At 38.9% G+C, this 25435-nt stretch carries 24 protein-coding genes and 1 tRNA gene; 20 read left to right on the plus strand and 5 right to left on the minus strand.

The window, feature by feature from the left end; all coding sequences use genetic code 11:
- Positions 1-5 precede the first annotated feature (5 nt).
- The 5 genes from DV427_RS07460 to DV427_RS07485 form a co-directional block, all read right to left on the minus strand.
- The gene (locus DV427_RS07460; protein ID WP_114891867.1) at positions 6-320 is read right to left on the minus strand and encodes a hypothetical protein; all 315 of its coding nucleotides are present in this window, start codon (positions 318-320) and stop codon (positions 6-8) included.
- Positions 317-604, minus strand: a complete 288-nt coding sequence (locus tag DV427_RS07465; protein ID WP_114891868.1) for a hypothetical protein — start codon at positions 602-604, stop codon at positions 317-319. The genes DV427_RS07460 and DV427_RS07465 overlap by 4 nt, the downstream gene beginning before the upstream one ends.
- Before the next feature lie 10 nt (positions 605-614).
- Complete coding sequence (locus tag DV427_RS07470; protein ID WP_114891869.1) at positions 615-1163, minus strand: type IV toxin-antitoxin system AbiEi family antitoxin domain-containing protein; 549 nt, start codon at positions 1161-1163, stop codon at positions 615-617.
- Positions 1132-1455, minus strand: a complete 324-nt coding sequence (locus DV427_RS07475) for a hypothetical protein (RefSeq protein WP_114891870.1) — start codon at positions 1453-1455, stop codon at positions 1132-1134. Before DV427_RS07475 ends, DV427_RS07470 begins: the two co-directional genes overlap by 32 nt.
- Positions 1456-2622: 1167 nt before the next feature.
- Positions 2623-3291, minus strand: a complete 669-nt coding sequence (locus DV427_RS07485; RefSeq protein ID WP_114891871.1) for a helix-turn-helix domain-containing protein — start codon at positions 3289-3291, stop codon at positions 2623-2625.
- A gap of 126 nt (positions 3292-3417) precedes the next feature.
- Between DV427_RS07485 and DV427_RS07490 the strand changes: the two genes are divergently transcribed.
- The 20 genes from DV427_RS07490 to DV427_RS07590 all read left to right on the plus strand — a co-directional run bounded on the left by DV427_RS07490 (position 3418) and on the right by DV427_RS07590 (position 25404).
- Entirely contained in the window at positions 3418-3627 is a 210-nt protein-coding gene (locus tag DV427_RS07490) for a helix-turn-helix transcriptional regulator (protein WP_114891872.1), read from the plus strand.
- A gap of 80 nt (positions 3628-3707) precedes the next feature.
- A complete protein-coding gene (locus tag DV427_RS07495) occupies positions 3708-3977 on the plus strand; it encodes a helix-turn-helix domain-containing protein (RefSeq protein WP_114891873.1) in 270 nt (89 codons plus the stop codon).
- Position 3978: 1 nt separating this feature from the next.
- Positions 3979-4872, plus strand: coding sequence for a hypothetical protein (locus tag DV427_RS09570; protein WP_114891874.1), 894 nt, complete (start codon positions 3979-3981; stop codon positions 4870-4872).
- Positions 4873-4874: 2 nt separating this feature from the next.
- Positions 4875-5717, plus strand: coding sequence for an ATP-binding protein (locus tag DV427_RS07505; protein ID WP_114891875.1), 843 nt, complete (start codon positions 4875-4877; stop codon positions 5715-5717).
- Positions 5714-6223 (plus strand): DNA N-6-adenine-methyltransferase, encoded by a 510-nt coding sequence (locus DV427_RS07510; RefSeq protein ID WP_114891876.1) that lies wholly within the window; start codon positions 5714-5716, stop codon positions 6221-6223. The genes DV427_RS07505 and DV427_RS07510 overlap by 4 nt, the downstream gene beginning before the upstream one ends.
- Positions 6224-6248: 25 nt before the next feature.
- Positions 6249-6887 carry a DUF1367 family protein gene (locus DV427_RS07515; RefSeq protein ID WP_114891877.1) on the plus strand — a complete coding sequence of 213 codons (639 nt, stop codon included), beginning with the start codon at positions 6249-6251 and terminating at the stop codon, positions 6885-6887.
- A 4-nt stretch (positions 6888-6891) separates the two neighbouring features.
- Positions 6892-7077, plus strand: a complete 186-nt coding sequence (locus tag DV427_RS07520) for a hypothetical protein (protein ID WP_114891878.1) — start codon at positions 6892-6894, stop codon at positions 7075-7077.
- Positions 7078-7324: 247 nt separating this feature from the next.
- The gene (locus tag DV427_RS07525; RefSeq protein WP_114891879.1) at positions 7325-7609 is read left to right on the plus strand and encodes a DUF1364 domain-containing protein; all 285 of its coding nucleotides are present in this window, start codon (positions 7325-7327) and stop codon (positions 7607-7609) included.
- Complete coding sequence (locus DV427_RS07530) at positions 7606-7971, plus strand: RusA family crossover junction endodeoxyribonuclease (RefSeq protein WP_114891880.1); 366 nt, start codon at positions 7606-7608, stop codon at positions 7969-7971. Before DV427_RS07525 ends, DV427_RS07530 begins: the two co-directional genes overlap by 4 nt.
- Positions 7964-8689, plus strand: a complete 726-nt coding sequence (locus DV427_RS07535; RefSeq protein WP_114891881.1) for a TIGR02642 family protein — start codon at positions 7964-7966, stop codon at positions 8687-8689. Before DV427_RS07530 ends, DV427_RS07535 begins: the two co-directional genes overlap by 8 nt.
- An 82-nt stretch (positions 8690-8771) precedes the next feature.
- Entirely contained in the window at positions 8772-9347 is a 576-nt protein-coding gene (locus DV427_RS07540) for a hypothetical protein (protein ID WP_114891882.1), read from the plus strand.
- A 523-nt stretch (positions 9348-9870) separates the two neighbouring features.
- A tRNA-Trp gene (locus DV427_RS07550) sits at positions 9871-9944 on the plus strand.
- A 64-nt stretch (positions 9945-10008) separates the two neighbouring features.
- Positions 10009-10368 (plus strand): phage holin, lambda family, encoded by a 360-nt coding sequence (locus DV427_RS07555; protein ID WP_114891884.1) that lies wholly within the window; start codon positions 10009-10011, stop codon positions 10366-10368.
- A complete protein-coding gene (locus tag DV427_RS07560) occupies positions 10334-10936 on the plus strand; it encodes a glycoside hydrolase family 19 protein (protein ID WP_114891885.1) in 603 nt (200 codons plus the stop codon). The genes DV427_RS07555 and DV427_RS07560 overlap by 35 nt, the downstream gene beginning before the upstream one ends.
- Positions 10929-11252 carry a DUF2570 family protein gene (locus tag DV427_RS07565; protein ID WP_114891886.1) on the plus strand — a complete coding sequence of 108 codons (324 nt, stop codon included), beginning with the start codon at positions 10929-10931 and terminating at the stop codon, positions 11250-11252. Before DV427_RS07560 ends, DV427_RS07565 begins: the two co-directional genes overlap by 8 nt.
- A complete protein-coding gene (gene lysC, locus DV427_RS07570) occupies positions 11158-11439 on the plus strand; it encodes an Rz1-like lysis system protein LysC (protein WP_114891887.1) in 282 nt (93 codons plus the stop codon). Before DV427_RS07565 ends, lysC begins: the two co-directional genes overlap by 95 nt.
- Before the next feature lie 87 nt (positions 11440-11526).
- Entirely contained in the window at positions 11527-12330 is an 804-nt protein-coding gene (locus DV427_RS07575; protein ID WP_114891888.1) for a terminase, read from the plus strand.
- Complete coding sequence (locus DV427_RS07580) at positions 12320-13867, plus strand: TerL (RefSeq protein ID WP_114891889.1); 1548 nt, start codon at positions 12320-12322, stop codon at positions 13865-13867. Before DV427_RS07575 ends, DV427_RS07580 begins: the two co-directional genes overlap by 11 nt.
- A 2-nt stretch (positions 13868-13869) precedes the next feature.
- Positions 13870-16065, plus strand: coding sequence for a hypothetical protein (locus DV427_RS07585; RefSeq protein WP_114891890.1), 2196 nt, complete (start codon positions 13870-13872; stop codon positions 16063-16065).
- A 57-nt stretch (positions 16066-16122) separates the two neighbouring features.
- Entirely contained in the window at positions 16123-25404 is a 9282-nt protein-coding gene (locus DV427_RS07590; RefSeq protein ID WP_162790289.1) for a MuF-C-terminal domain-containing protein, read from the plus strand.
- Positions 25405-25435: the final 31 nt, after the last annotated feature.

Consider the following 25435-nt stretch of genomic DNA (forward strand, 5'->3'; position numbering starts at 1 on the left):
TCCTTTTAGTCGGGATCGTAATCATTTTGTCTATCGAGTAAGTTTTTCTCGGCAATGCTTTTAATTGCTCGTTCGCGTTGTTCTATGAGTTTATCGAATGCACCACTACCGAACGCTAAATCGTGTAGCACTTGCTCATCTGCATTGTCACAGAGCCATTCACTAATCGCGCAAATCGTGTCATCATCTTCGCTTTTAGCTGCTTGCTTTATGCTTTCAATTTCTTTTTCAACTGCGTAATCCCAAGCCGCTAAACCATCAATATAACTCTGATGTCGTGCGTCTAACATTGCGTAGTAGCTGTCTGATGTATCTGTCATTTTGTTTTCTCCAGTTTGACATTGATATACTGTAACAACGTTTTTATCCCTCGGTGTTTGATGTCTTTTTGAAGCCTATCAATCCATAAGCCGGTGGACGGGTAGAAATCAATGGTTTTATTATCGTGGCTCACCACGAGGTGAACGCCGTTGTTATGAGAGATAAAGGGGATGTTAAGAAACTTCAGCAAGTTCGTACTTTTTCTCAAATTAAACGCCTTTTTCTCTTTTCTTGATTCGCGATAGGCTTTAAAGGCTTCGCCCAGTTCGCTTAATTCGTTCATAGCTTTATCCTTAAAGTGAGGCTGTATTTTTTTGCGGAAGTTGTGATTCAAAATATTCCGCAAGGGCTTTGAGTTGTTCAAAATTAAAGTGCCACACCGTTTTACCCTGTAAATTTTTACGATTGTTTGGTTTTGGAATTTCACCACTTTCTACTAATCGTTTAAGTGCGGTTGGATATAGACCGAATATTTGGTGAATATCTGTGATTGAAAAATATTGCTTATGTTCAGAATGAGCTTGAGTGGCCCTTAATACTAAATATTCACGGAATTTTGTGACGTATTTCTCGTAGGATTTTTTGATTCGTTTAGTTATAGTGTTTCCTTGATTGTAGAAAGGTTTTGTTTCGATACGTGGACATTGTTTCTCTTTGTGCGCAAGTGTTCTATCCTTGAGTTTTTTACGCATTTCTATGCGATCCTTGCACGATTCAAGCATAGAAAAATTTGAAGACTTCCATGTCTCTACGCCATCCGTCAGTTCAATCACATACCAACCACCTTTGGGGTGTTTTGGTGTTTTATATTCAATTCTTGGCTTTTGATTTTGCTTTTTCATCGTCCAATTCCTTTTGTTTTTTTAATACATAAGCCAATGCCTCTTGTTCGACTCCTGCTGTAAGGTTTGGCTGCCAATCTCCATTTTTTTCACGCCATTGTGCTTTAGCTTTCGTTTGTTCTTCTTGTTTACTTAATACATTGTTATCCAAGTCTGTTTGATTAGCTTTTGCATCAATACTGATAACTGCTGATACCATGGTTGCCCCAAGAATACAAACCGCAATTTTTAATGCTTTTTCAGTGCCTTTCATAAAGTAGGTAAAACTGTTTTTAAGTTGATATTTTTTCATTTTGAACCTCGATTTTGGCGTAAAAAAAGACCGCATTTTTCAGGCGGTCAGTGGAGTAGTGCAATCAGTCTGTGCTGATTTGTCTAGAATAGGGTGGCGCAGTGTTCTTTTGGTGTTAATGTAAAGTATTTTTAAGAGTCAAACTTTCAGATCCAAAAGATGCGCCATAGATAGGATAGTCTTAGACTACACTTTAATTTCTAATTTTTCCATTTCAAAACACACTCAAGAACATTTCCTCGCCCTGCGCATTAGGCTTAGTCTTTGGAGAATGTGCTTTGAAATTGGCGATGTAACTTTAGCCTTGCCATCGCCTACAAGGTTAGTTAAACACTAATTTTTGGGGCGTCATCCCAGTTTCGTCAGACATCAATGTCTATGCTCGTTGCGACTAACTCATTGAGCCAACTCCACATCCTATGGAGTCCAATTAGCTAAATAGAGAGTATTAAATCCTTTACTGTATAGCGAATCCTTTCGAGTCTATTCGCTATTCAATTGTCATTGTCTCTCCAATGTGTCACGCTTATAGCTGCGTTTGCTTACAACTAACCAGTCCGTGGGGTTGTTCGCCATTTCCCCGACTGATGTCGTATCTTCTGATATAGCTGAGATTGCTTAGAACAATAAGCAGCGCTGCCACTTGGTAATTTAATAATCTGCCAACCGCCTCTCTTCGATTAACACGCAGTACAGTTTTCTGCTGTGGGGTTACTTACCTTAAATCAGGTAATGGCTTATTGTCCGCACGACACCAAATTGTTAAAGAGCTTGAGATATACTTCGTATCTCTTGATAAAGCAATAATACATTTTGTATTTAAGTAAGTCAATACATTATGTGTTAAATAAAATAAAAAATTTTACTTTTAAATCGAAATGTATTTTTAAATCGAAATTTAATAGGTAAAATCTTTGATTGATTGATTGATTGATTGATTGATTGATTGATTGATTGATTGATTGATTGATTGATTGATTGATTGATTGATTGATTGATTGATTGATATTTAATCGATCTCGTGATTGTTTGCTTGTTTTTCAAACAAGGAAACAAGAGCGAGATCGCAAAATTTAATATTCAGGAGAGGGTAAATAAGGATTCATATCGACTTTGGGGATACGAAAGCCAATAAAAAACCGCCTTTAGGCGGTTTTAAATACATGATTATTCTTGTTTTAAAGATTCAGCTTGTGCCTTAGAAACGAAACGAACTCTATTATAAATCCCTGCTATGGGATAAGCGTGCTCAATTTCTGATTCTGGCACGCTAATGGGGCGCTCTCTGAGATTTATGCTAGAAAATCGATACTCATTATCTCGAATATGATCAAGTGTTTTAACTGAGTATTTCCCATTTTTATGTAAAACTAATACATCATCACCGTCTTGAGCTGTAAGACTAGGCTCAATGACGATAAATTCTCCATTCCTGATCCTAGGTTCTGCATTTGAGCCTTTTATTCTGTAGGCTTTTGCTTTTGGGTCGATTGTCTCTACTCTCAAATAACCAAGATCAAATTCTTCTAACGTTAAAGCTCCATCTTCTTCCATGAGAATTTCTCCGACTACAGGCACTAATCGCGCCTTTGGCATTAATACATTTTCTGATGAATCACTCAACTTCTCTAATGAGCCATCCGAATTTAGCACAACTTGATCAATGCCGACAACTCCAAGCATTTTTGCTATATCGTCAATATTTGGTTGCCGTCTTCCATTAAGCCAATGACCTACACCGCCTTGAGTTTTATCTACAGCTACAGCTAATTCTTCCTGTGATAACTTGCGTTTAGCCATTCCTTCACGGACAAAATCAATCCAAGTTTTTTTCATTTTTTCATATCCTCTATTTAGCTTTTCTAATTATGACATTTTGTATTATTTTGTAAAATACAAAATGATTTGATTTACATTTATTTTTAATACATAATGTATTTATTATTTAAGTTAGGAGATAAAATGGAAACCAAAATCAAGGAATTTAGAAATAAAGCGAACCTAACACAACAAGAATTTGCGGATAAGCTTTCGCTTACTCAAAGTGGATTAGGTCATTATGAATCGGGTCGCCGTAAAGTGTCGTTAGCAATGGCGAGAAGAATTGTTAGAGCACTTAATGATTACAAAATTAAGTGCGATCTAGACGATGTATTTCCTATGGAAAAATAAAAGCCGCGGTTGCAGCCACGGCTTTAAGCAGAAATTTTTGATTTCAAACAATCAATTACAACCACATGGAGGTGTAAAAGATGGAGAAATTATCACCGAATTTAACTGAAAACACAAGTATTCATACAACAAATCCCGATGAAGTATCGGGTAAAACACAATGCGCAATGGTTTTGAAGGCGTTGCTCAATGGGGAGCGTTTGACGCATTTAGATGCCGAAAAACGCTTTAACTGTTTGCGCTTAGGTGCTCGTATTTATGATTTAAAACAGCGTGGACATAATATTAAAAGAGTGATGATTACCGTGCCAAGCGGTAAACGTGTCGCTCAATATCGATTGGTGGTGTGATATGAGTAATTTATTTGATCTTGTATCCGATTTTAGTGGTCAGAAAAATTCGATAACAATTCCAAGAATTTACATCAAACTTTGTAATGGTGATTTTACTACGGCTGCGGTATTAAGTCAGCTAGTCTTTTGGTCCTCTAAAGGAAAGCGTGCTGATGGTTATTTTTGGAAGAGTTATGACGAAATAGCCAATGAGCTTTGTGAAGATGAAATTACCTCGGAGCAAGTTCGCTATTCAGTTAAAAAGCTCAAGATGTTGTTGTCGAATTGCTTTTTTGTTGAAGTAAAACGCGCCAATAGAATGACGACAAATCATTATCGATTTGATCAAGCAGCCTTTCTTGAAAGACTGCAAAATCTCAAATCGGGAAATTTCCCAAATAGGGCAGAGAGTGAGAATGGGAAAATTCCTAATCAGGAAATTTCCCACTCTAGAATGGGAAATTTCCCAGATACAGTAAATGGGAAAATTCCCACTCCAATAACAGATCCTAACCATATACAAACAACAGATCCTAAAAAAAATACCAAAAAAAGCGAGGATGAAATTTTGCTTGAGCAGTTCGGAATAAGTGGACAACTTGCAAAAGATTTCATCACACATCGAAAAGCGAAAAAAGCCCCAATCACTAAAAGAGTGATGACTTGCATTGACAATAATGCTCGCATAGCTGGAATTGAAACCTCGTTTGCGATTGAAATTATCTTGGCTAGAGGTACTTGGATTACGTTTGATGCGACTTGGAATTGGCAATCTACCGCCTCTTCATTGCGTAATGAAAAAGCTAAAACAGGTAAATTTGATGCTCACAACGGTTTAAGGGATAGAGATCTTGGAAAAACAGAAGTTCCAATTTGGGCTTTAGACGGTAAAGACGGTGAAAGCGAGGTGTAATCATGGATAAAAGAGAATTACAAGAAAAGCTAATCAGTCTTAAATCAGAGTACAAAAACGCAATCAACGGATTGCCAGTGTCCGAAAATCTACTGCCAAGCCAACAGGTTAAGGCGTATTGCCCGAAACATGGTGAATTTACTAAACATGTAAGAAAAGTTGAATTTTTCAATAAAACATTTGAAACAAGATGCCCGCACTGTATCAAAGAAGAAATTGAATTGGTTGAGCAGCAAATTAGAGATTTTGATAGCGAGGAAAGACAAGTAAAAATCAAAGAGCTAAAAGATAAATCAGGCATTCCGCTAAGATTTGCCTCAGCTAATTTTGATAGCTATATCGAAACCGCTCAAAATCGTTTAGCTAAAAAGATTTGCCAACGTTATGCAGATAAATGGTTAGAGCGATTCAAATTAGGCGGTGGATTGGTATTTTGCGGTAAACCTGGAACAGGTAAAAATCATTTAGCTTGCGCCATTGCTAATAGCGTGATCGAAAATTATCAATCCGATGTGTATCTAACCACTGTAATGCGGATCATCCGAAAAGTTAAATCAACATGGGGTAAAGATTCCGATTTAACAGAGGAAGATGCAATTAAATTTTATTGCAGTAAGAGCTTATTAATCATTGATGAATTAGGTGTTCAGTTCGGTACTGAATCAGAAAAAATCATTTTGTTTGAAATAATCAATGAGCGATATGAGCAAATGCGGCCAACAATTCTAATTAGCAATCTTACCGAGGAAGAATTAGGCAAGTACATTGGCGACCGTATTATCGACCGAATGAAAGAGGGTCAAGGTGCAGTGATTAAATTTGATTGGGAGAGTTACAGAAAATGATGGAACAAAAATTTGATAAAGATACCTATCCAACTCCATTATCAATTTTTAATCCACTTGATAATGAGTTCGTCTTTACTTGTGACGGTTGCGCCAGTGCTGAAAATGCAAAAGTGCCTGAATTTTTTATCACAAAAGAACAGGATTTTTTAACTTATCCGTTAAATGATGAAAGCGTATTTGTAAATCCTCCGTATAGCAAACCACTGCCATTTATTGAAAGAGCAGTAAGCCTCTTTGAAAACAATAATTGCCTAGTCGTTATGCTGCTCCCTATCGATATATCTACAAAATGGTTCACTTTGGTTACTCAGAAAGCAACTGAGATCCGTTTTATCGTTGGTGGCCGAGTTAAATTTCTAAATGGTGAAACTGGCAAATATGTTGATGTTTGCCGTGGAAATGTAATTGCAATTTTTAATCCATATCAAAAGGCAATGAATCAAGTTATCCGACACGTTCATATTGATTCATTCAAGGATTTAGAGTGGCGTAAAAAACAGTAAACCCACTAGACGGAACATCAGGAAGATGGGCAAAAGTAAACGTAAGCAAAAAACGGAAATTTTTGCAGTTAAATATGCCAGTGGTTTGGTTGTAGCTGAAACGGATTATGACCGCAATTTACTCAAGGGGTTGCCAGTTGGAAGTGCGGTAAAAATTATACCAATTAGCAACAATCGGAATTATCAACATCATAAGAAATTTTTTGCATTGCTAGATTGTGGATTTGAGTATTGGCAACCTGAATTTAGCGTGCTTACGCAAGCAGAAGAATGGATTGCTCAAGCGATAGCTAAGAAAATTGCAGTCGCAGCGAACAACGAACATTTTTATGAAACTGTTACTAAGCCAATTGCCAATGAGGTATTGGCGGAAGTGCGGTTAAATCGTGAATCAAAATTGGACTATGAGGGAATGAAAAGCCTAGAAGCCTATTTGAATCACGTAATGAAAAAAGCAGGTTTTTACGATATTAAACCGGCCCAAGATGGCGGAACGTTAAAAGAACGTTGGTCAATTTCTTTTGATAATTGCCCGCAAGAAAAATTCAATGAAATTTTCAAAGGCGTATTCGGAGTGATTTGGAACGAAACGCTTTGCAATGTTTATGAAAACGAGTGGGTATTAGAAAACAAGATCAATCAATTAATGGCATTCGGGGGATAGGGAAATGGACTGGATTATTTACTTTTTACTAATGTTAGTTGTATTGAGTTTACCTTTATTGGCACTTCTTCTTGGCTTAATTTCCCCATTCATTGCTAGATTTTTTAACTGGATATTGGTCGTAAGCACATTGGGATATTTTATCTTGATTGCAGTCGGTATTGGTTATGGTGTTGTGAGTTTGATTTAAGGGGAATGCAATGTTTGGTGACGAAGACGATGAATTATACGAAAGGGTACAAGATGAGGATACACATATAGCTAAAACAATTGTCGCGGTGTGGCTCGGTGGATATTTCTTAGTACATTTTTTTGTATGGTATTTAACAAAGTAGGGAATTTTGAATGAAGCGCTTAAACGATGACGAGATTTTAGAGTTAAAAATCGTACTTTGGATAGTGGCAGTTTGGTTAATTTTTCAGATGGTGTTTGGATAATGAGTAATTTGATAAAAGAAGCGAAAGGGAGAGAGTGTCAAGTGCGGTTGCCTGGTATTTGTAATCATAATCCTGAAACGACCGTATTAGCACATTATCGTATGGCAGGATTAAATGGAGTTGGTATGAAGCCCGATGATATTTTTGGTGCTTGGGCATGCTCATCTTGCCACGATGAATGTGACCGTAGAACTAGAAAAATGGATGCTGAAGATGTCCGCCTAGCACATGCTGAAGGTGTGTTACGAACACAGCAAATTTTGCGCAAGGAGGGCAAGTTATGAGTGATTGGCTAGAGATTGCCTTACCTTATCCTCCGTCAGTTAATCATTATTGGCGACATACACGAAATGGACGGCATTATATCAGCGAAGCAGGGAGAAAATTTAAAGACGAAGCATTGCAAATTTTACAACAATTCGATCCATTTATCGGTGCAGTTGCAGTGCATCTTGAAGTTTATTATCCCGATAACCGAAACCGTGATCCCGATAATATAAACAAAGGGCTTTTCGATAGTTTAGTCGCCTCAGGATTAATACAAGACGACAACAACAAAGTGATAAAAGATTTTCGCAGTAAAAATTGCGGAACCAAAAAAGGCGGAATGGTTGTAGTAAAAATTAGAGGGCTTGAAAATGAGTAAATCAATCGAATTGTTGGTGAAATTACATAATCCTAAATGCGTGAGTGTGGAAACTGTGGGCCACGGTGGTGCTGCGTTGCTTTATCAAGATCAAATTATTTGCGCTTTTGCCAAAGCAGAAAGCGAATACATGTTCGGCTATCACTTGCTGATGTGTAAATATCGCCAAGATCCATTCTCGCGTGAATTTGTGAATAGCTATATTGAAAGCTGGTGCGAGGATCGCGGATTCCCTGAACACTCAGCGGAAGCAATGAAATGTGTAGTTGATATGGTTTGCGATCTGCCCTTACCAAGCCAAATTAAACATATCAAAGCGCTTAGAAAACGATACCTCCGATCGCAATATGCTTATCTACCAACGATTGAAAAGGTGAATAAAATTGCCGAAGAAAATGGTTTGTCGATTAATGGTGCGGAAGCTCGTCAATTAAGAGTCCGTGAAATTAATGAATTGCGTAAATCAAATACTTGTCCGCGTTGCCGTGGAACGGGGGTAGTCGGTCGAGTGCAAAAACGTGAATGTCCTGAGTGTCGCGGAAAAGGGCAGTTACGCGCCAATATCTATCACTTGATGAAATCCATTGATTGTACTGAAGCCTATTTCAAACGCTATCTCTTGGCGTTGGTGGTGGATTTTGAACGCCATTGCTATGAGGATATGAGTAGTGCAGAAAGTGTGATTAAGCAGAGATTAAATAAAGAAATTTCTGATTGATTTTTGAATTTGTGAGTAAGATCACAGATGAAAAATAATAAAGCTCTCATAATTGGTAAAAATTGATTATGGGAGTTTTTTTATGAAGAAAACTTTATTAATTAGTTGTGTGTTACTTACTATTACATCTTGTTCTTCTTTTACTTCAACTGATATTCTTATTGGAGAACTGCCTGTTAATGATAAGTCTGTTTCAGATGAGATTTTATGTCTTACCGCGTTTACTTCCGAAGTAAAGATCCCGAAATCCCAGATTCAACAAGATATTATTAAAGAAATAAGTAGAAGAAATATTCGCCTTGAGCAATGTGCTAGTTATGTAGTATCTAACGCTGGTGGGGTTAATTCTTTTTGTTCTGATTTAAACTCTGGTTACGTTAAGGGGGATAGTGTGCGTATGCCAAGTTTTGGTAACTACATTACTTTGCAAGATATGTTTGCGGTACAAAATACTTTAGGTATCGATTGTAATACGAATAGATATATTGAAGAATATAATAAAATTAAGGAATTAAATGCTATCTCGCCACCATCAGATTTTTCTAAAGGCTGGCAAATGTTTCAACCAAAAACAAATACTGTAAATTGTATGTCGGTTGGGTCTTCTACTATGTGCAATGATACCAAAGGAAATCTTTTAAATATTAATAGATGGTAAGCATGAAAAGGTTGTTGGATATATTGTTCTCGAATCGCTATCTTGGTGTTTTGTTATTGATATTTTCAAGTAATGCGGTTGCCAGTCGGTATGACCAAAATGAAAGTTTTTCAATTCTTGATCTATTACTCTTGCCTGTGTCCGGCATTTTACTATATTGGTTCGTATGTGGAATAGATTTTTTAGATGGTCTAATTAATAAGTGGCTGGAGAGTTATAAAAAGGATTCATCAGAAACTATATTTTTGACGCTTGGTGTATTTGGAATCCTGTTTATAATTTATGCTGTTATTAAAACTAATTTCAAGAATGGTTAAAAATTGACTTTGCCGAAAAATTGCACTAAAATTCTCCATAATAGCCGAGGTGTAGTTTATACATCTCGGTTTTTTATTGCTGGTTTATCAGCTTCTATGATGACGCAAGATAACTCGCTAATTGTGGGGTAAGCTGGCATACCGTAACAGTGGGATAACTTCTGATGTTTACCGTGGTACTAAACCGATCAAGTTATCTTCATTCTAAGGGCGTAGTCTAATGGTAAGACAACGGTCTCCAAAACCGCTAATTAAGGTTCGATCCCTTACGCCTTTGCCATATCACAAGCTCACGTTAATACGTGGGCTTTTTTATTGCCTAAAGAACAGGCGGGAGAAAATATATGCCAATCAAAGAGCCAGATGTGTGGGCGTTAATATGGTCTTGGTTACAAATTAATTTGAGTTCTAGTTCCGTGCAGAGCGCTCTTTGGGCGTTATTTATTTCGATACTAAGACTTGGATTTATGCGTAGAAAGCCAAGTTTCCGATATGTGTTCATTGATGCAGCTATGTGCGCCTCAATTGCTGGCGTAGCAGTACCGATCTGCACTCATATTTTTGGGCATAGTGAGTACTCATCGTTTCTTGGCACAATGATTGGTTTTGTTGGTACTGAGAAAATTAGAGAGTTCTTGTTTAAATTCATTAATCGGAGAATTGAAAAAGATGACAATGATGATTTCCGAAGTGACGTTCAATAAGATTTTCCCTCATGCGGTTAAGGGTGTTTATCAAGCCATTTCAGAACAAATAGAAAAAGCGGGTTGTGTAACTAAGATGCAACAAGCTATGTTCTTGGCCCAATGTGGACATGAAAGTGGAGGGTTTACAAGATTTAAAGAAAACTTAAATTATTCTTGGTCTGGGCTGTCTCAAACTTTCCGCAAATATTTTCCCGATCCACTTACAGCCAAGAAATATGAGCGCAAACCTGAGCTAATAGCCAATCGTGTTTATGCTAATCGTTTGGGTAATGGAGATGAGCAAAGCGGAGATGGTTGGAAGTATCGTGGTCGTGGACTGATCCAGATCACAGGTAAGGATAATTATGCCGCGTTTAGAAAATGGTTAGGTAGAGATATTGAGCCAGATGATGTAGCAAGTAATTTAGACTTATCTGTTAAAACTGCCATCTGGTATTGGAAATGCTGTGAATTGGCTGATCTTAATTCTGTAGAGAAAGTAACTCGAAGAATTAATGGTGGATTAAATGGCATTGATGAGCGTTGCAAGCTCTATCGAGCATTAATGGTAACTGATAATGACTAAGTACATTTACATAGCGTTAGGGGCTGTTGTAGTGGTTTTGTTTGGCGCATTGCGTTACCAGTCTGGCGTTATTGAAGACTTGGAATCAACAAAGGCACAACAAGCTGAAACCATCATTCAGCAATCCACTAAAATCACCCAATTAGAATCGGATATTGCTGAAAATCAACGCATCACCTTTGAGTTATCCAAGGCTGAAAGCGAAGCGAGAGAGGAACAAAATGCGATTATCAATTCAATTCCAAACAGCGATAAACAAAGCAATGCGTATAATTCCGTTGCTCCTATTAGCTTGCTTAACTTCTTGCGCAAGTAAACCGCAAATCATCACATATCCAACTATTCCAGCAGCGTATCTTGCTCACTTAGATAAAACATCATTTAGCGGTTCAACCTATGGGGATGTCGCGCAATATGCCGTAATCCTCAAACGCGAACGTGATGTCTGTCTAAATCGGATTGATAAAATCCGTGAATGGCAACGCGAGAAAATGGAAAAATAATTTAATACCTAAACCGTGCGTGCAATAAAGTGCGGTTATTCTTCACCACCTTTGCCCGCTTAATGCGGGCTTTTTTATATCTCGTTTATGGCAAAAAAAGATTGGAACGCACTACAAATCGAATATATCAAGTCTTACGCAAAGACTGGTATATCTGTAATGGAATGGTGCAGGAAGAAAGGACTGAACTTTGCTAGCGCTAAACGGTATATCAAAAAGCCTGAAACAGCCATCTCTAAGTTAGGGGAAATCCAAAAAGGTGATAGCAGGGAGTTAAAAGCTATCAAAAAAATAACTGCGAAACCATCTAATAAAATGGATGAGTTAGAAGTTATTGAATCTAAAGAAGATTTAGAGCAAAACTGCGAAATTGATTGCGAAATTGCGAACAAAACTGCGAAAGTCGAGCAAGAGAATTGCGAAACTGCGAAAGAAATCGCAATAAAAGTAAAGCAGTCCGCAAAAATGATAAAGCATGGCGGTTACGCTAAATACTTTAAGGATAAATCTGTTTTTGATGAGGTGGTTGATTTTACTCTCAAAGACGAAATCGACTTGATGCGCCAACGGGCCATTTCGGCGATTGAAAGCATTGAGAAGTTCACTGCTGATTTAGAGAAATGCACCACGGCAGAAGATAAGGAAATTACATTTAAGCTAATCAAATCTGCCGAAGCTGCACTAGACAGAGCGGTGGGACGCATTGAAAGCCTGAATAGCACAAACAACAATATTGCACTTACTCTTGAAACAATCGAATTAAGAAAAGCGCAAACGAAAGAAACATTACTTAAAGCCGATAAATTGGCGCAAGAGCTTGGTGCAAAAGCAGCAAGTAAACACAAAGTGGAATACACAATGGATTTTACAGGTAGCTATGATGAAGATTAATTACATTACCTCGCCAACCTTTAGTCGGGTGCATAAATCAAACGCATTAGTAAAGGCAATTCGTGGCCCGATTGGTAGTGGTAAATCAGTTGGGTGCGTAATGGAAATGTTCCGTATTTGCTTAAATCAAGAACCTAATTCTGATGGAGTTCGTCGTACTCGTTGGGCTTGTGTGCGAAACACTTATCCTGAATTAAAAGGAACGGTAATTAAGACCTTTCAAGCATGGATTCCTGAAAGTATTTGTCCGATTAAATATGATAGCCCGATTTCTGGAATGATGAAAATTAATCATCCTGATGGTAAGACGACAGTAGAAGCGGAATTTATGTTCTTGTCGATGGATAAACCAAAGGATGTAAAAAAATTAATGTCCTTGGAGCTGACAGGAATTTGGATTAACGAAGCACAATTCTTACCGGTGATGTTGGTAACGGAAGCGGTGACGCGTACTGGTCGTTTTCCTGAAAAGCGAGTTTCGGAAGGATTCGATGGTGCAACGTGGAACGGTATGATTATGGACACCAACTCACCTGATGACGATCACTGGTGGCATACCTTTGAAATGGCACTCGATGAAGAAACAGGGGAAAGTCTTACGCCTAAGAATTGGGAGTTCTTTACGCAACCAGGGGCGTTAATTGATATTACAGGCATTCCGTTTGAATCGTTATCTAATGGAGTTAAAGCTAATATCGAAAACGGCTTATATGTGGACTATCACGGACACCGATTTGTCGCCAATCCTTTAGCAGAAAACGTAGAAAACCATAAAAAAGGCTATGGCTACTGGTTCGATAACCTTCAAGGACAAACATTGAGCTGGATTAAATCTCGTATTTGTAACGAATTTGCGACCGTTCAAACAGGCAAACCCGTCTATATGGATCACTTCAACAAAGATTTACACGTCTCGAAAGACAAATTATTACCTATTAAAGGCTGGCCAACATTTATCGGTCTTGATTTTGGTTTAACGCCAGCTGCAATTATCGGTCAAGTCTCACCTATCGGGCAGTTACGTATTACTGATGAAGTTGTGGCGACAGGGATGGGGATTCAGCGATTCATTCAAGATCAGCTCTCGCCTTTAATTCGCTCCAAATATGCTGGTTGCGAAGTGGAAGTGATTGGTGATCCAGCTGGCGTTCAACGTGCGCAAACAGATGAAAAAACCTGTTTTCAAATTCTGTTAGAAAACGGATTCAATGCACGCCCCGCAGATACGAACAATACAACAGGACGATTAGAAGCGGTGCGTTGGTGGTTATCTCGTTTGGTTGGGAAAGGGCAACCAGCGATGATTATCAGCCCGCATTGTCGAGTTTTGATTAAAGGCTATGAAACAGGTTATGCCTATCGCCAGTTAAATATTAGCGGTGAAGAAAAATATACGGAAATGCCCGATAAAAATCGCTATTCACATCCACACGATGCAAACCAATATTTATGTTTAGGCGCTATGCCTGATTTATTCAAACAACAGATCATCAACGTTAAACCACACCAAGCTATCAGCTCAATCACAGGATATTAAAAATGGCAGAAGAACAATCCGCAATTCTAGAAGCTATCACAACTTTTGGGGCAGATCTAAAGGTCAAGCTATTAGAACATTTAAAGCAACGCCAACCGATCGTACAACGTTGGGTGAAAGATATGTATCAGTATCGCAACCAATATGAAGAAAGTATTAAAACAAATAAATCGAAAGTTTTTGTTGGCTACACTCGTGCGAAAACAGATTCGTGGACGGCGCAAATGACAGATATGCTTTTCCCTAGTGATGATAAAAACTACGGAATTAGCCCAACACCAATGCCAGAAATTGCGAATATTGCAAAACAGCCTGACACTGACGATCCGAATTTGCGCAATCAAATTTCCAACGCTCGCGCCATTATGCAGCAAGCAAAAGAAAGTGCGGAAGCGATGGAAAAGCTGATTGATGATCAGTTATTAGAGTGCGACTATGCGGCAGAAGCTCGCTTATGTTTACATTATGCTGCCGTGCTTGGCACGGGTATTTTACGTGCGCCAGTGGTGGATGTTGTGGAATCTAAAGCATGGAAACAAGACAGTCTAGGAAATTGGGTGGGAGAAATTGTCAATAAGACGATTCCCACTGCGCGTTTAGTTCTTCCGTGGGATTTTGTGCCAGACATGACCGCACCAACGCTCAAAGATTGTCAGTTTGTTTTTGAGCGTAGCCATGTGACCAAAAAACAATTACAGGCGCTTGCGAAAAATCCATACTACTTGAAAGAAAGCGTATTGGAATTGTGTGAGCTTGATGGTGGGGATACGCGTACGGCAAGCAATGATATGGATGGCTATGTCGATACACTCAGAACGCTTTCTGGGCTTGAAACACAAAGTAAGGATAACCGCTATGAGTTGTGGACTTATCACGGTGGGATTCCGTTGAATGTGTTGTCAGGTGCAAATGAATTGTTAGGTGAAGACAACAAGTTAAATATTCCTGATGATGAAGAATCACGTGCTGTCAACTTAGAAATTGAAGGTGTAATTGTGATGGCGGGCAACGGTAAAATCTTGAGTGTAAACCTCAATCCACTTGATACCGCTGAATTCCCTTATTCAGTTTATACCTGTGAACCTGATGTTTGCTGCCTATTTGGTTTTGGTATTCCTTACCTTTGCCGTGATGCACAAGAAATACTCAATACTGCTTGGCGTGGAATGATTGATAACGGTGTTTTAGGAATTGGGCCACAAGCAGTAGTCAATAGCAGTGTGCTAACGCCGGTAGATGGAAGCTGGGAACTTGCACCATACAAATTATGGAAAACTAATGACCGTGCAACCGCTAGTGCTCAATTTGAGGCGCAACGTGCATTTGGCATCTTTGATATTGGTAGTCGTCAGCAAGAATTAGCAAATATTATTCAATTGTCTAAATCTTTTATGGATGAAGAAAGTGGCTTACCAATGATTGCTCAAGGTGAACAAGGACAGGTAACGCCTACGCTTGGCGGTATGTCTATGTTGATGAATGCCGCTAATGCAGTACGTCGCCGTCAAGTAAAAGAATGGGATGATGCTGTCACTAAACCGCTGATTCGTCGATTCTACGAGTACAACATGAATATGAGTGAAGACGCATCTATCAAAGGTGATATGCAAGTTGTAGCACGTGGTACGTCAGCTTTACTTGTGAAAGAAACCCAAACCGCACAAATCATCGACATTTTCCAAAAATTTGGTCAGCATCCGCAATTAATGTATGCGTTTGACTGGTACGATGGTGCGAAAACTCTCATGCAGTCTATGAGTATGGGAACGCAGACTATGCTAATTCCGCGTGAAGAGTACGAACAAAAACTTCAGGAAATGCAAGATGCGCAGGCACAACAACCACAAGATCCTGAAATCCTTAAAGTTCAAATGCAAATGCAGATCGCACAACAAAAACAACAGCACGAAATGCAGTTAGAACAAATGCGCACACAAGCTCAGTTACAGATCGAGCAAATGAAAGTACAGATTCGTGAAAAAGAACTTGAAATTAAAGTCCTAGAAGTCCAAATGCATCAAGAATCGAACCAGGCAAGATTGAATTTAGACAAGGAATTAGGAACAGCGAAACTCACCACCGATATTCAACTCCAAACAGGTAAACAAGCCGCAGACTTGGAAAAATTCAAGACGGAAGTGGCATTGAAAAATGCGCCAGTAGTTAATCCAACTGGTAACTACGGATTAGATCAATAACAGACCGCAACTTAAAAAGTGCGGTCTTTTTTTATCACCAATTTAAGGGCAAATAAAATGAGTAACTTTTACCTCCCGCAGAAAGAATATGACAACATGATCGGCATTATGACCGGCAATCCAAGTGGTAAAAAGAAAAATGATATTACTAGTGATTATGTCGATATGCCGATGGCTGAGCAAAAGCCTGAGCAACAAGGATTGGTTGCAGATACCATTGATGCGGTACAAATGGGGGCTTGGAAAGGGGCGAGCGACATTGCGCATGGTTTAGGTGCTTTAACTGGAATGGATTGGTTGCACGATGTGGGCGATTGGGCGGCAAAAGGTGCGGATGAAAACCTTGCAACCATGTCGGATGAAATGAAAACTGCTCTTAATCAAAATGCATTTGATGGAGAAGATCAAGGTGTGCGTAATATTCGTTGGTGGGCTGGTAATCTTGGCTCATTGATTGGTCAAAATCTTGATACTGTTTTAACACTTGGTGCGGGTAAAGCAGCAACATTCGGTATAAAACAAGCTGGTAAATTGCTCTTGAAGAAAGAAGCGGCTGAACAAGTGGGGAAAACCGCTGTAGAACAAGCCGCTAAACGTGGTATTCCTCAAAAATACTGGAATATGGTTGGCGTGACTGCTGCAATGTCCGCAATGTCGGGTGGCAGTCGTTACGGTCAAAAACGCGATGAAGTGATGGGTATGAGCAATGAACAGCTTGCGCAAATTCCCCAATTTTCTGATGCGTATTATGAGATTGCTGATAGTGAAGAAGGCAAAGGCAAAACAGTTGAGCAAATTTATGATTTAGCTAAATCCTCCTTTGCTGATCAAGTAGGGCGTGCAGCCGCGCTAAATCCAACTGCAATCGCTACTGACTTAGTGACAAATGCCGTAAGTGGTCTTGGTGGTGGTTTTTTAGGGCTAAGTAGTGCAGCAAAAACAATCAAAGGTGGCTTATTGAAAGGTGCAATGGTTGAAGGGGGCACGGAGGCGGTTCAAGGTATTGCAGAACAGTATGCGCTCAATAAAGCTGAACAAGACTATTACAATCCAAATAAAGATTTAACTGAAGGTATGGCTGATAATGCCATAGATGGTGCGGTGCTTGGCGGTGTATTTGGTTCTGCAATGGGCGGTTTAGATGCGCATTCTGAGCGTTCATTTTTCAACAAGCAAAAACGTGTGTTGCTCAATCATATTGACACTGGTAATGAAGCGGTAGATAGTCAGTTAAGAAACTATGTTGATATGCTCAATCAAGGCGCAACTGAATTAAGTGAACTAGTTTCAGCGAGCCGTGTTCAAGCCTTAAATAACGCAGGTATTGCTAATGCACGTGTGCGACAAGCTGAAGAAAATGCGTTGGCACAACAACAAGCGAAAGCAAAATTTGAATCAGATTTCTTTGGAGAAAAAAAACAGCAAACTCAAGATGTAAATTCTGCCTTCCAAGTCGATCCTAAATTAGAACGTGCGCTTGAATTACACTCAATCTTAGGGCAATTCCGCAATAATAATCTTTCTCGTGCGAATGAATTTATGGATACACCAATGGTGTTCGATAATGTTCAAGCGAAAAAAGACTATGTGATCGGTCGTGCGTTTGATGAAGTGCGCAATATTGCACAGGCTTACGGTATCGATCCGCAAGATGGAAAGGCCATGCGACAATGGCTAGAGGATTACGCAGAAAAAGCGAAAGAATACGGTGAAAATCAACCGCACTTTAATGCGCCGACAAGCAACCTACAATCTGAGGCAAATATCGCGCCAATAAGTCGTGAGGGCGTTATTGAGGGCGTGAGCGATGAAATTGATGTGGGCAATGGAAACTATCAGCCTTTCCAATATGAAGTGGTAGACGCGACTACACTTTCCCCTACGCAACAAAAAGATGATAACCAATTCCGCGATCGTGACAGAACAGCAAGCCAATCACAAATTAACAACATTGCACGTAATTTAGATCCGCGTAAATTGGCTGCAAGCCCAACTATGGATATTGGTGCGCCACTGCTTGCTTTAGACGGTAAAACTATCATTGCTGGTAACGGTCGTTCAATGGCTCTTCGCCAAGCCTATCAAGAAGGCGGTGCAGAAGGTTATCGCCAATTCTTAAGAGATAATGCCGATCGTTTTGGTGTTGATTCAGCTCAGCTAGATGCCGTGGAAAACCCTGTGCTTGTTCGCCGCTTAACTTCGCCAGTAGATATTGCACAAGTCGCAATTAATTCCAACGAGCAAGGTGGAATGCGTATGTCTGAATTGGAGCAAGCAAAAGTCGATGCTCGCCGCTTACCAAGTATGGACTCTTTTGTTGCCGATGAACACAGTGAAATTAATTCTACTGATAATCAGCAATTCATTCGTCAATTTATTCAAAATCAGCCAGAAAACCTCCGAAATGAATTATTAGACAGTAAAGGTAATTTGAGCCAAACAGGCGTTCAACGTATTCGTAATGCAATGCTGTATCAAGCCTATGGCGACAGTCAAACATTATCAAGATTGATTGAGAACACTGACCAAGGGGCTAAAAACGTACTTAATGCCTTAACCGCACTGGCACCTAAAGTGGCTCAAACTCAACAAGATATTAATTCAGGCGTGCTTTCTGACGTGAGTATTTCTCACGATATTATCCAAGCAGTAGAAAAATACAATCAGCTCAACGAACAAGGTTACAAAATCAGTGATTATCTTGCGCAGAATGATTTTGTCGGTGATTTGACCCCTGAAGCGCGAGAGATTTTGACTATCTTTGATGAAAATCGTCGCAGTGGGAAACGCATTGCGCAAGTGTTAGGTGCTTACTTTGACCAAGCGCAAATGCAAGGTAATCTATCACAAGCCAGCATGTTCGGCGATGTAGAGTTTGATAAATTAGGCTCGTTGCAGCAAGCGAAAAATGCTGATGAAGCTATTCGATTAAGCCTAAATGAATCCGCTAATTCTGATTTTGCGAAAGCGGTGGATGATGTAGCTAATGGTAAATTTTCATCACAAATTATAGAGGTCGGAACAACGCCTAGTGTATTAAAGATGCTGGGGCTTCCTGATGCTAATGTGGTAATCAGTGGCGCAGTATTAAAAAAAGTAATGTTAGGAAAACATAATGTGACGGCTGAAACATTAAAACAGTTACCAAAACAAATTAACGATCCTGTGGCGGTAATGAAATCCAGTACGCAACAAAATGGTTATGTGGTTTTAACAGAACTAATGGAAAATGTGAACGGCATCAATAAGCCCGTTGTTGCAGCATTGCATTTAAAGCAAACTTCACAAGGAATTGAATTAATTAATATTGCCAGTGTATATGGACGGAATAATTCGCAAATTCAACGCGGATTAGAAAATGACCTACTTTATTGGAATAAGAAAAAAGGAGTTAATTTCTTAGATAATCTTACGCTTCAATTGCGATCACCATTATCAGAAACGAACTCCACAAAAGGTTATCAATTTGCTAGGACTGTTGGGCTTCAATTGCCATCGTCGCTCACTAGCGTAGATAACCTTTCTGTGTCCAATGTTAAAACTGAGGCAGAACTAAGTCAATATCTAAGCGCAAAAAACAATCAAGAAACTCAAATTAATCCAGAAATCCAACGCGCACAAGACATTCTACGGAAAAATCTAGGTAAAGCCGCTGAGCATATTGAAGTTATCGCCTTTGCTAATCCGCCAGAAGATGTGAAGAATCTTATCACTTCTGATGTAGAGGGCTGGTTTAATCCTAAAACAGGCAAGGTTACATTGATCGCAGATAGCATCAATGCAACTAAAACAATGAGCAAAGAAGAACGTTTGCAATTCGTTGCGTGGCATGAAATGGCGCATCGTGGAATCAACGTTGGCTATAAAGGCTCTTATGACAGCTTAATGCAAGAAGTTGGCAAAAACAAAGCGATTAGTCAGATTGCTGATGCTATTCAAACACAACGCAAAAATACAGATGATTTAGCCGCAACCAATCGTGCAGTGGCGATTGAAGAGGCTATTGCAGAAGTGATGGCCGCACACGAAACCGGTAAATGGAATGAGCTTGAAAGCCGTTACGGTGTAGAGATTAAGAAAGGTCAAAGACAATCTACTAAATCATGGTTAGCAATGACCGCACAACGAATTAAAGAATTCTTATCAAAAATCTTTGGTGCCGAACGTGCCGCACAATTCTCCGATGAAGATGTATTGAATTTGGTTGCTAAAATCAAAGAAAGTGCGGTCGGGGAATTAAATGAAAATGGCGATGTTCGCTTTAGTCGAAACGAAGAGCTAACAAAAGAGCACTACAACCAAGCCAAGGGAAATGGCGAAACAGAACTTACTTTTCATCAATGGAAACAAGTTCGCTCTCCTGAATTTAAAGCGTGGTTTGGGGATTGGGAAAACGATCCTGAAAATTCGTCTAAAGTGGTGAATGAACGAACGGGTGAGCCATTGGTTGCGTATCACGGAACAGGTTCGGAATTTAATGTATTTGACAAGAATAAAGCGGGCGCAGGAAATGACAAAGGGTTAAGAGGAAAATGGTTCTACTTTTCTCCAAATAGAACAACCTCAGAATCGTATGGAGAAAAAATTATTGGTGCGTATGTATCATTAAAGAATCCATTTAGACCTAGTGATTTTACTTCTGCTGAGGAAGTTGCTAAGCATTTAACAAATAAACTCTCTGAACAAGGTTACGAAGATTACACTGTTGATCCTTTTATTTTCAATGTAGGAAATTCATTTTCGGTGAGAAGCCAATATGCTGGAACTTTCAGTTCAATACTAAAAGATGCCGGTTATGATGGCATTTTATATCCTAACAGACAAGAAATTGTCGCCTTTAATTCCAACCAAATCAAATCCGCAACCGATAACACAGGTGCATTCTCCAAAGAGAATGATGATATTCGTTTTAGCCGGAAAAACAATTCAGAATATCAACGTGATTTAATTGTGACACACAACATCAGCGCAGACGGCATTATGCACGCTGATAAAATGGGCGGTTTACCACTTGCATCCGTTGCAGTGGCGAAACAAAGTAATCCATTGACCAACTTTGGCGAAGTCACTTTAATTGGCAGTCGCAATTACATCGATCCGAAAGGTGTAAATAAAGCTCAAGTGTTTGGCAGCGATATTTATTCGCCTCGTTATCCTCGAATCAACTATGAGTATTCAGCAAAAGATCGAAAAGCATTATTCAATCGTTTTGAAAAATCAGCAAAAGAGATTAAAGATAGCGCCTTTGATTATAGCTTCACGCAAGGATTGGAAGATACTGGCGCAAAACAAGCTATGATTGATAGTGATGCAGTTAAACATCAATTCTTGAAAGAGCATAATATTCCGTATGAAAAAGCCTATCGAGATATTCCGAAAAGCGTACACGCTGATTATCCATCCATTCAAAAAGCAATTAAAGCCGGCATCAGCGAGGAAGATATTTCATCCATCGAAAGTGCGGATAAATTTGAGGGATTATTCAGAGAATTTATCAAGGATTACATCAAAGATATTGAGGGTAGAGTATCTCCATCGCCATCGCTAAAAAATGTTATTGTTCGTGCAAAACAAGCCTTAGATGGGGATAAATATGCGGTGCGTACATTTGCTGAATCAAGAGTAAAAGAGGGGGTGAAATTACAGGAATCTAAAAAAGTATTAGATCAACCTGAAACCTTATCAAATATACGAAAAGCGGTTAGTGAGCATAATGATGCTTTCCGTGCTTATGTTGATAGTATCGTTGAAACCATGCCAGTTAAAGAGAAAATTTGGAATGGTACAGATGATCACGGTCGCAATAAATACGTTGCGCATACTATTGAAAACGTTGTTAAAAAACTCAAAAAAGATTTACGAGGCGGCGAATCATTTAATTATGGAATGGCTAACGTGCGTGCAGCCGTTACGCCTAAGTTTAAATCTATCGCTGATATTCAAGCCAATAAACATCGAATCGTATCTAAAGAAGAATTTGAAATCGCAAGAGATACTCTTAAAAAAGAGGGGGATTTATTAGCGGACAAATTAGGTGTAAGTACTTTAGATATTTACGATGTGTTATGGAATGCGATTGATGAAAATACTTCAAAAGCATTTGGCTATGCCGGCATTAAAGACACTCAAGAAAATAGAATGGCAGTTGATGCGTTTTTAAATAAACTCAAAGCATTGCCAACTGAATATTTTGAGGGTAAAGCGAAAGATATTACACAATTCAGTAACTTTGCTGGTGCTGTTGTTCCTGATAACCTTGCTAAAAATGCCTATGATGTATTGGAAAAATCAGGGGTGAAAATATTTACCTATGATTCTATTGATCCTAAATCAAGAATTGAAGCAATTAAGCAAGCGACAAATCAATTAGATGAAGAGCGTGGTGGGGATATTTTATTCTCTCGTGCAAATACAATGCAATCCGCTCTTGATTTAGCAATGACAGGCGTGGCAAATAGTGAGCCTAGTGTATGGGATAATTTAAAATCCAAAGACTTTTCAGGATTTAAAGAGCGTTTTAATCAGGTAGTGGGCAAAGTGGATGAATGGTTCGCTGATAGCTTGCGCCCAGTGAATGACTGGATTGATTCAATGCATCTTGAAGATCAAACAGGGAATACGAGCAGTCGAGATCACGAAAAACGCAGATTGAAAGATGCGATGTACACCGCCAAGGGTAAACGTGATGCGCTAAATTCAGAATTAGAACAGGCGTATTTAAAACCTATTCTATCTAAAATTGCCGCTTTATCTAAAGAGACCAAGAAAAGCAAACATCCGATCGATGAATTAACAATGAAACGATTAGTCGGTAACTGGATTTCGGCTAAATATTCCATTGAGAAAAACATTGATTTATTAAATCGTGATGAAAAAGTAATGCGTGATACAAAACGCTTATTGGATAACGCTAAACAAAACGGTACAAGTGTAGAAGTTCGTCGCTTAAATGAGGCTTATCTAAAAGCAAAAGAGCAATACGATAACCGTAAGTCTGATATTTACAACACAGATTATAAAAACAAAGGTAATCGCTTTAAAGTTGGGGTCGCTGGAGGTTGGTCAATTCCAGAAGCTGAATTGATTATGAAGAATACTGAACAACGTATTAGTAAATCTAATTTAGAATCAATTGCTGAGATGGTTTACGATCTTAATCAATCAAGATTAGACATTGATCGTGCAAGCGGTCGATATACTGAATCAGAATATCAAGAATACAAATCAAATCGCCATTATGTTCCTTTAACTGGTGATCCTAATGCTGATGTAGATGTTGATATTATCTCAGGTGCCAGCTCAAATGCGCTTAATATAACTCGAGATAAAGCATTGAAAGGTCGTATAAACTCAGAGGCTGAAGATGCGATTGATGCTGTTTGGAAGTCAATCGGTAAATCCACCACCTATGCCGGCTTTGCTGAATTTAAAGCGAAGATTGACGACTTGTTTGAGACAGAAGTCGCTTTATTGAAAAATAAAGGATATTCAGACTCAAGCGCAAGAGAACAAGCAACCGCAAATTTAGGTATTAGCAAACGTAAAATGCAAGGCTTGACACGCTCAAGCGACAACGTGCTTATCCGTAAAGAGGGCAGTGATTATTATGAGTATGAATTGCCAACTCAAGTGATGGAATCATTGCGTAATGACAACGTTGAACACGCCAACGCTTTCTTGAAAGTTATTTCTAAGCCGACAGGATGGTATGCTCGTGGTGTTACTCAATGGACGGTTACGTTTGCCCCAATGAATATGTTGCGTGACACTTGGGAAAAATCAGAATTTATCCGAGTGCAAAAACTTTACGATAAAAACAATCGTCTAGTCGATAGCAAAACAATGGATAAAATCGGTCGCGATACCATTAAAAACGCACTCACTGACAAAGAAGTGTGGAACGCAACAAAACGATTAGGGTTCGGACAAGAATTACGTGATAGCGTTCCAGTAGAACGTATGCTTAAACAGCTATTAAGAGAAGGAGGAATTTCAAACTATGGCACTTATCTCGATAAATCAGAAGTTGATTTAATTAAGAAATTGCGCAAGGAAAACAATCCTATTGCTAGCAAACTTGAGAAAGCTGGAAAAATCCTAGAGGGTTATAATAAAACGTTTGATACGGTTTCTGCTTTGGCATCATATAAAGCGCTGATAGAAAACGGAATCGATCCTAAACAAGCAGCCGCAACAACGCTAGAATTAACCAACTTCCGCAAAACTGGCTCAAAAATGCGTGGTATTAAAGCATTGTATATGTTCTCGCAACCGACTGTAATGGGAGCGGCCAACTTAATGCGTTATCTATCCACTCGTAAAGGGCAAATCCGCTTTATTGGATATATGGCGGTAATGACTTCACTTTATACTGTATTGCGCTCAATGGATGATGAGGATGAGGGCGGGAATAAAATGGATCAACTTGGAGACATCACTCGATATATCCCGGTTCCACTAGGTGAAGGGAAATATTTTAAAATTCCAGTTGGTTTTGGTATGGCACAAATGGCTTGGAACTTCTCAACAAATATTGTAAAAGGTGCTGTTGGTGATATTTCATTGACTGAAGCCGGTGCAAATATGCTAGTGCATTCATTGAAAACATTTTCTCCAGTATCTCCATCTGAAATTTCAGCAGCAAAATATCCAATGGAAAAAATCGCATTAACCGCAACGCCAACTATTTTGCAACCAATTATGCAAAACGTTGTAAATCGATCTGCTTTTGGTAATAAGATCACAACTAACTATGTGCGTGATGATAAATTAAAAGCAGAACAATCTAAGGCGACAACTGCTCAATTTTGGAAAGATGTGGCGATTAATCTAAACGATACAATGGGTATTGATATGCACCCTGAGCAAATTAAAAACTTGTTTGATGGTTATAGCTCAATGCTTGGTAGTCTTAAAGAGTTGAATACTGTATTTGTGGAAAATCCTAATCGTGAAGAGCTTGGAAGAAAAGCACGTACGCCATTCTTAAATCAATTCATTGGCACAACAAACGAATTTGCTATTCAAAGCCGTTACTATGAAGCAAGCGAAGAGGCTGGAAGTGTTTATAAAGAATACAAATCTCGCAAAGAACGCAATGAGTTAGGTGATTGGTTAGATGCTGACAAGATGAAACTAATTAAATTCCATGAGCAAGAAGAGAGTATTGTTAAGAAAGCAAGAAGTGAAAAAGCTAATCTAACTCGTGCATTGCGCTCAGGAAAAATTAGTGCAATTGCTTATGAGAATGGCATTAAACGTTACAATAAAGATATGAGCAGAGTACAAGCCAAAATGTTACATAAATACCGTATAATGGAAGGGTTGAACACAAATTAATCTATTGACAATAAAAAATTTTGCAGTAGAA

It is taken from the genome of Haemophilus haemolyticus, assembly GCF_003351405.1.
GTDB classification, from domain to species: domain Bacteria; phylum Pseudomonadota; class Gammaproteobacteria; order Enterobacterales; family Pasteurellaceae; genus Haemophilus; species Haemophilus haemolyticus_N.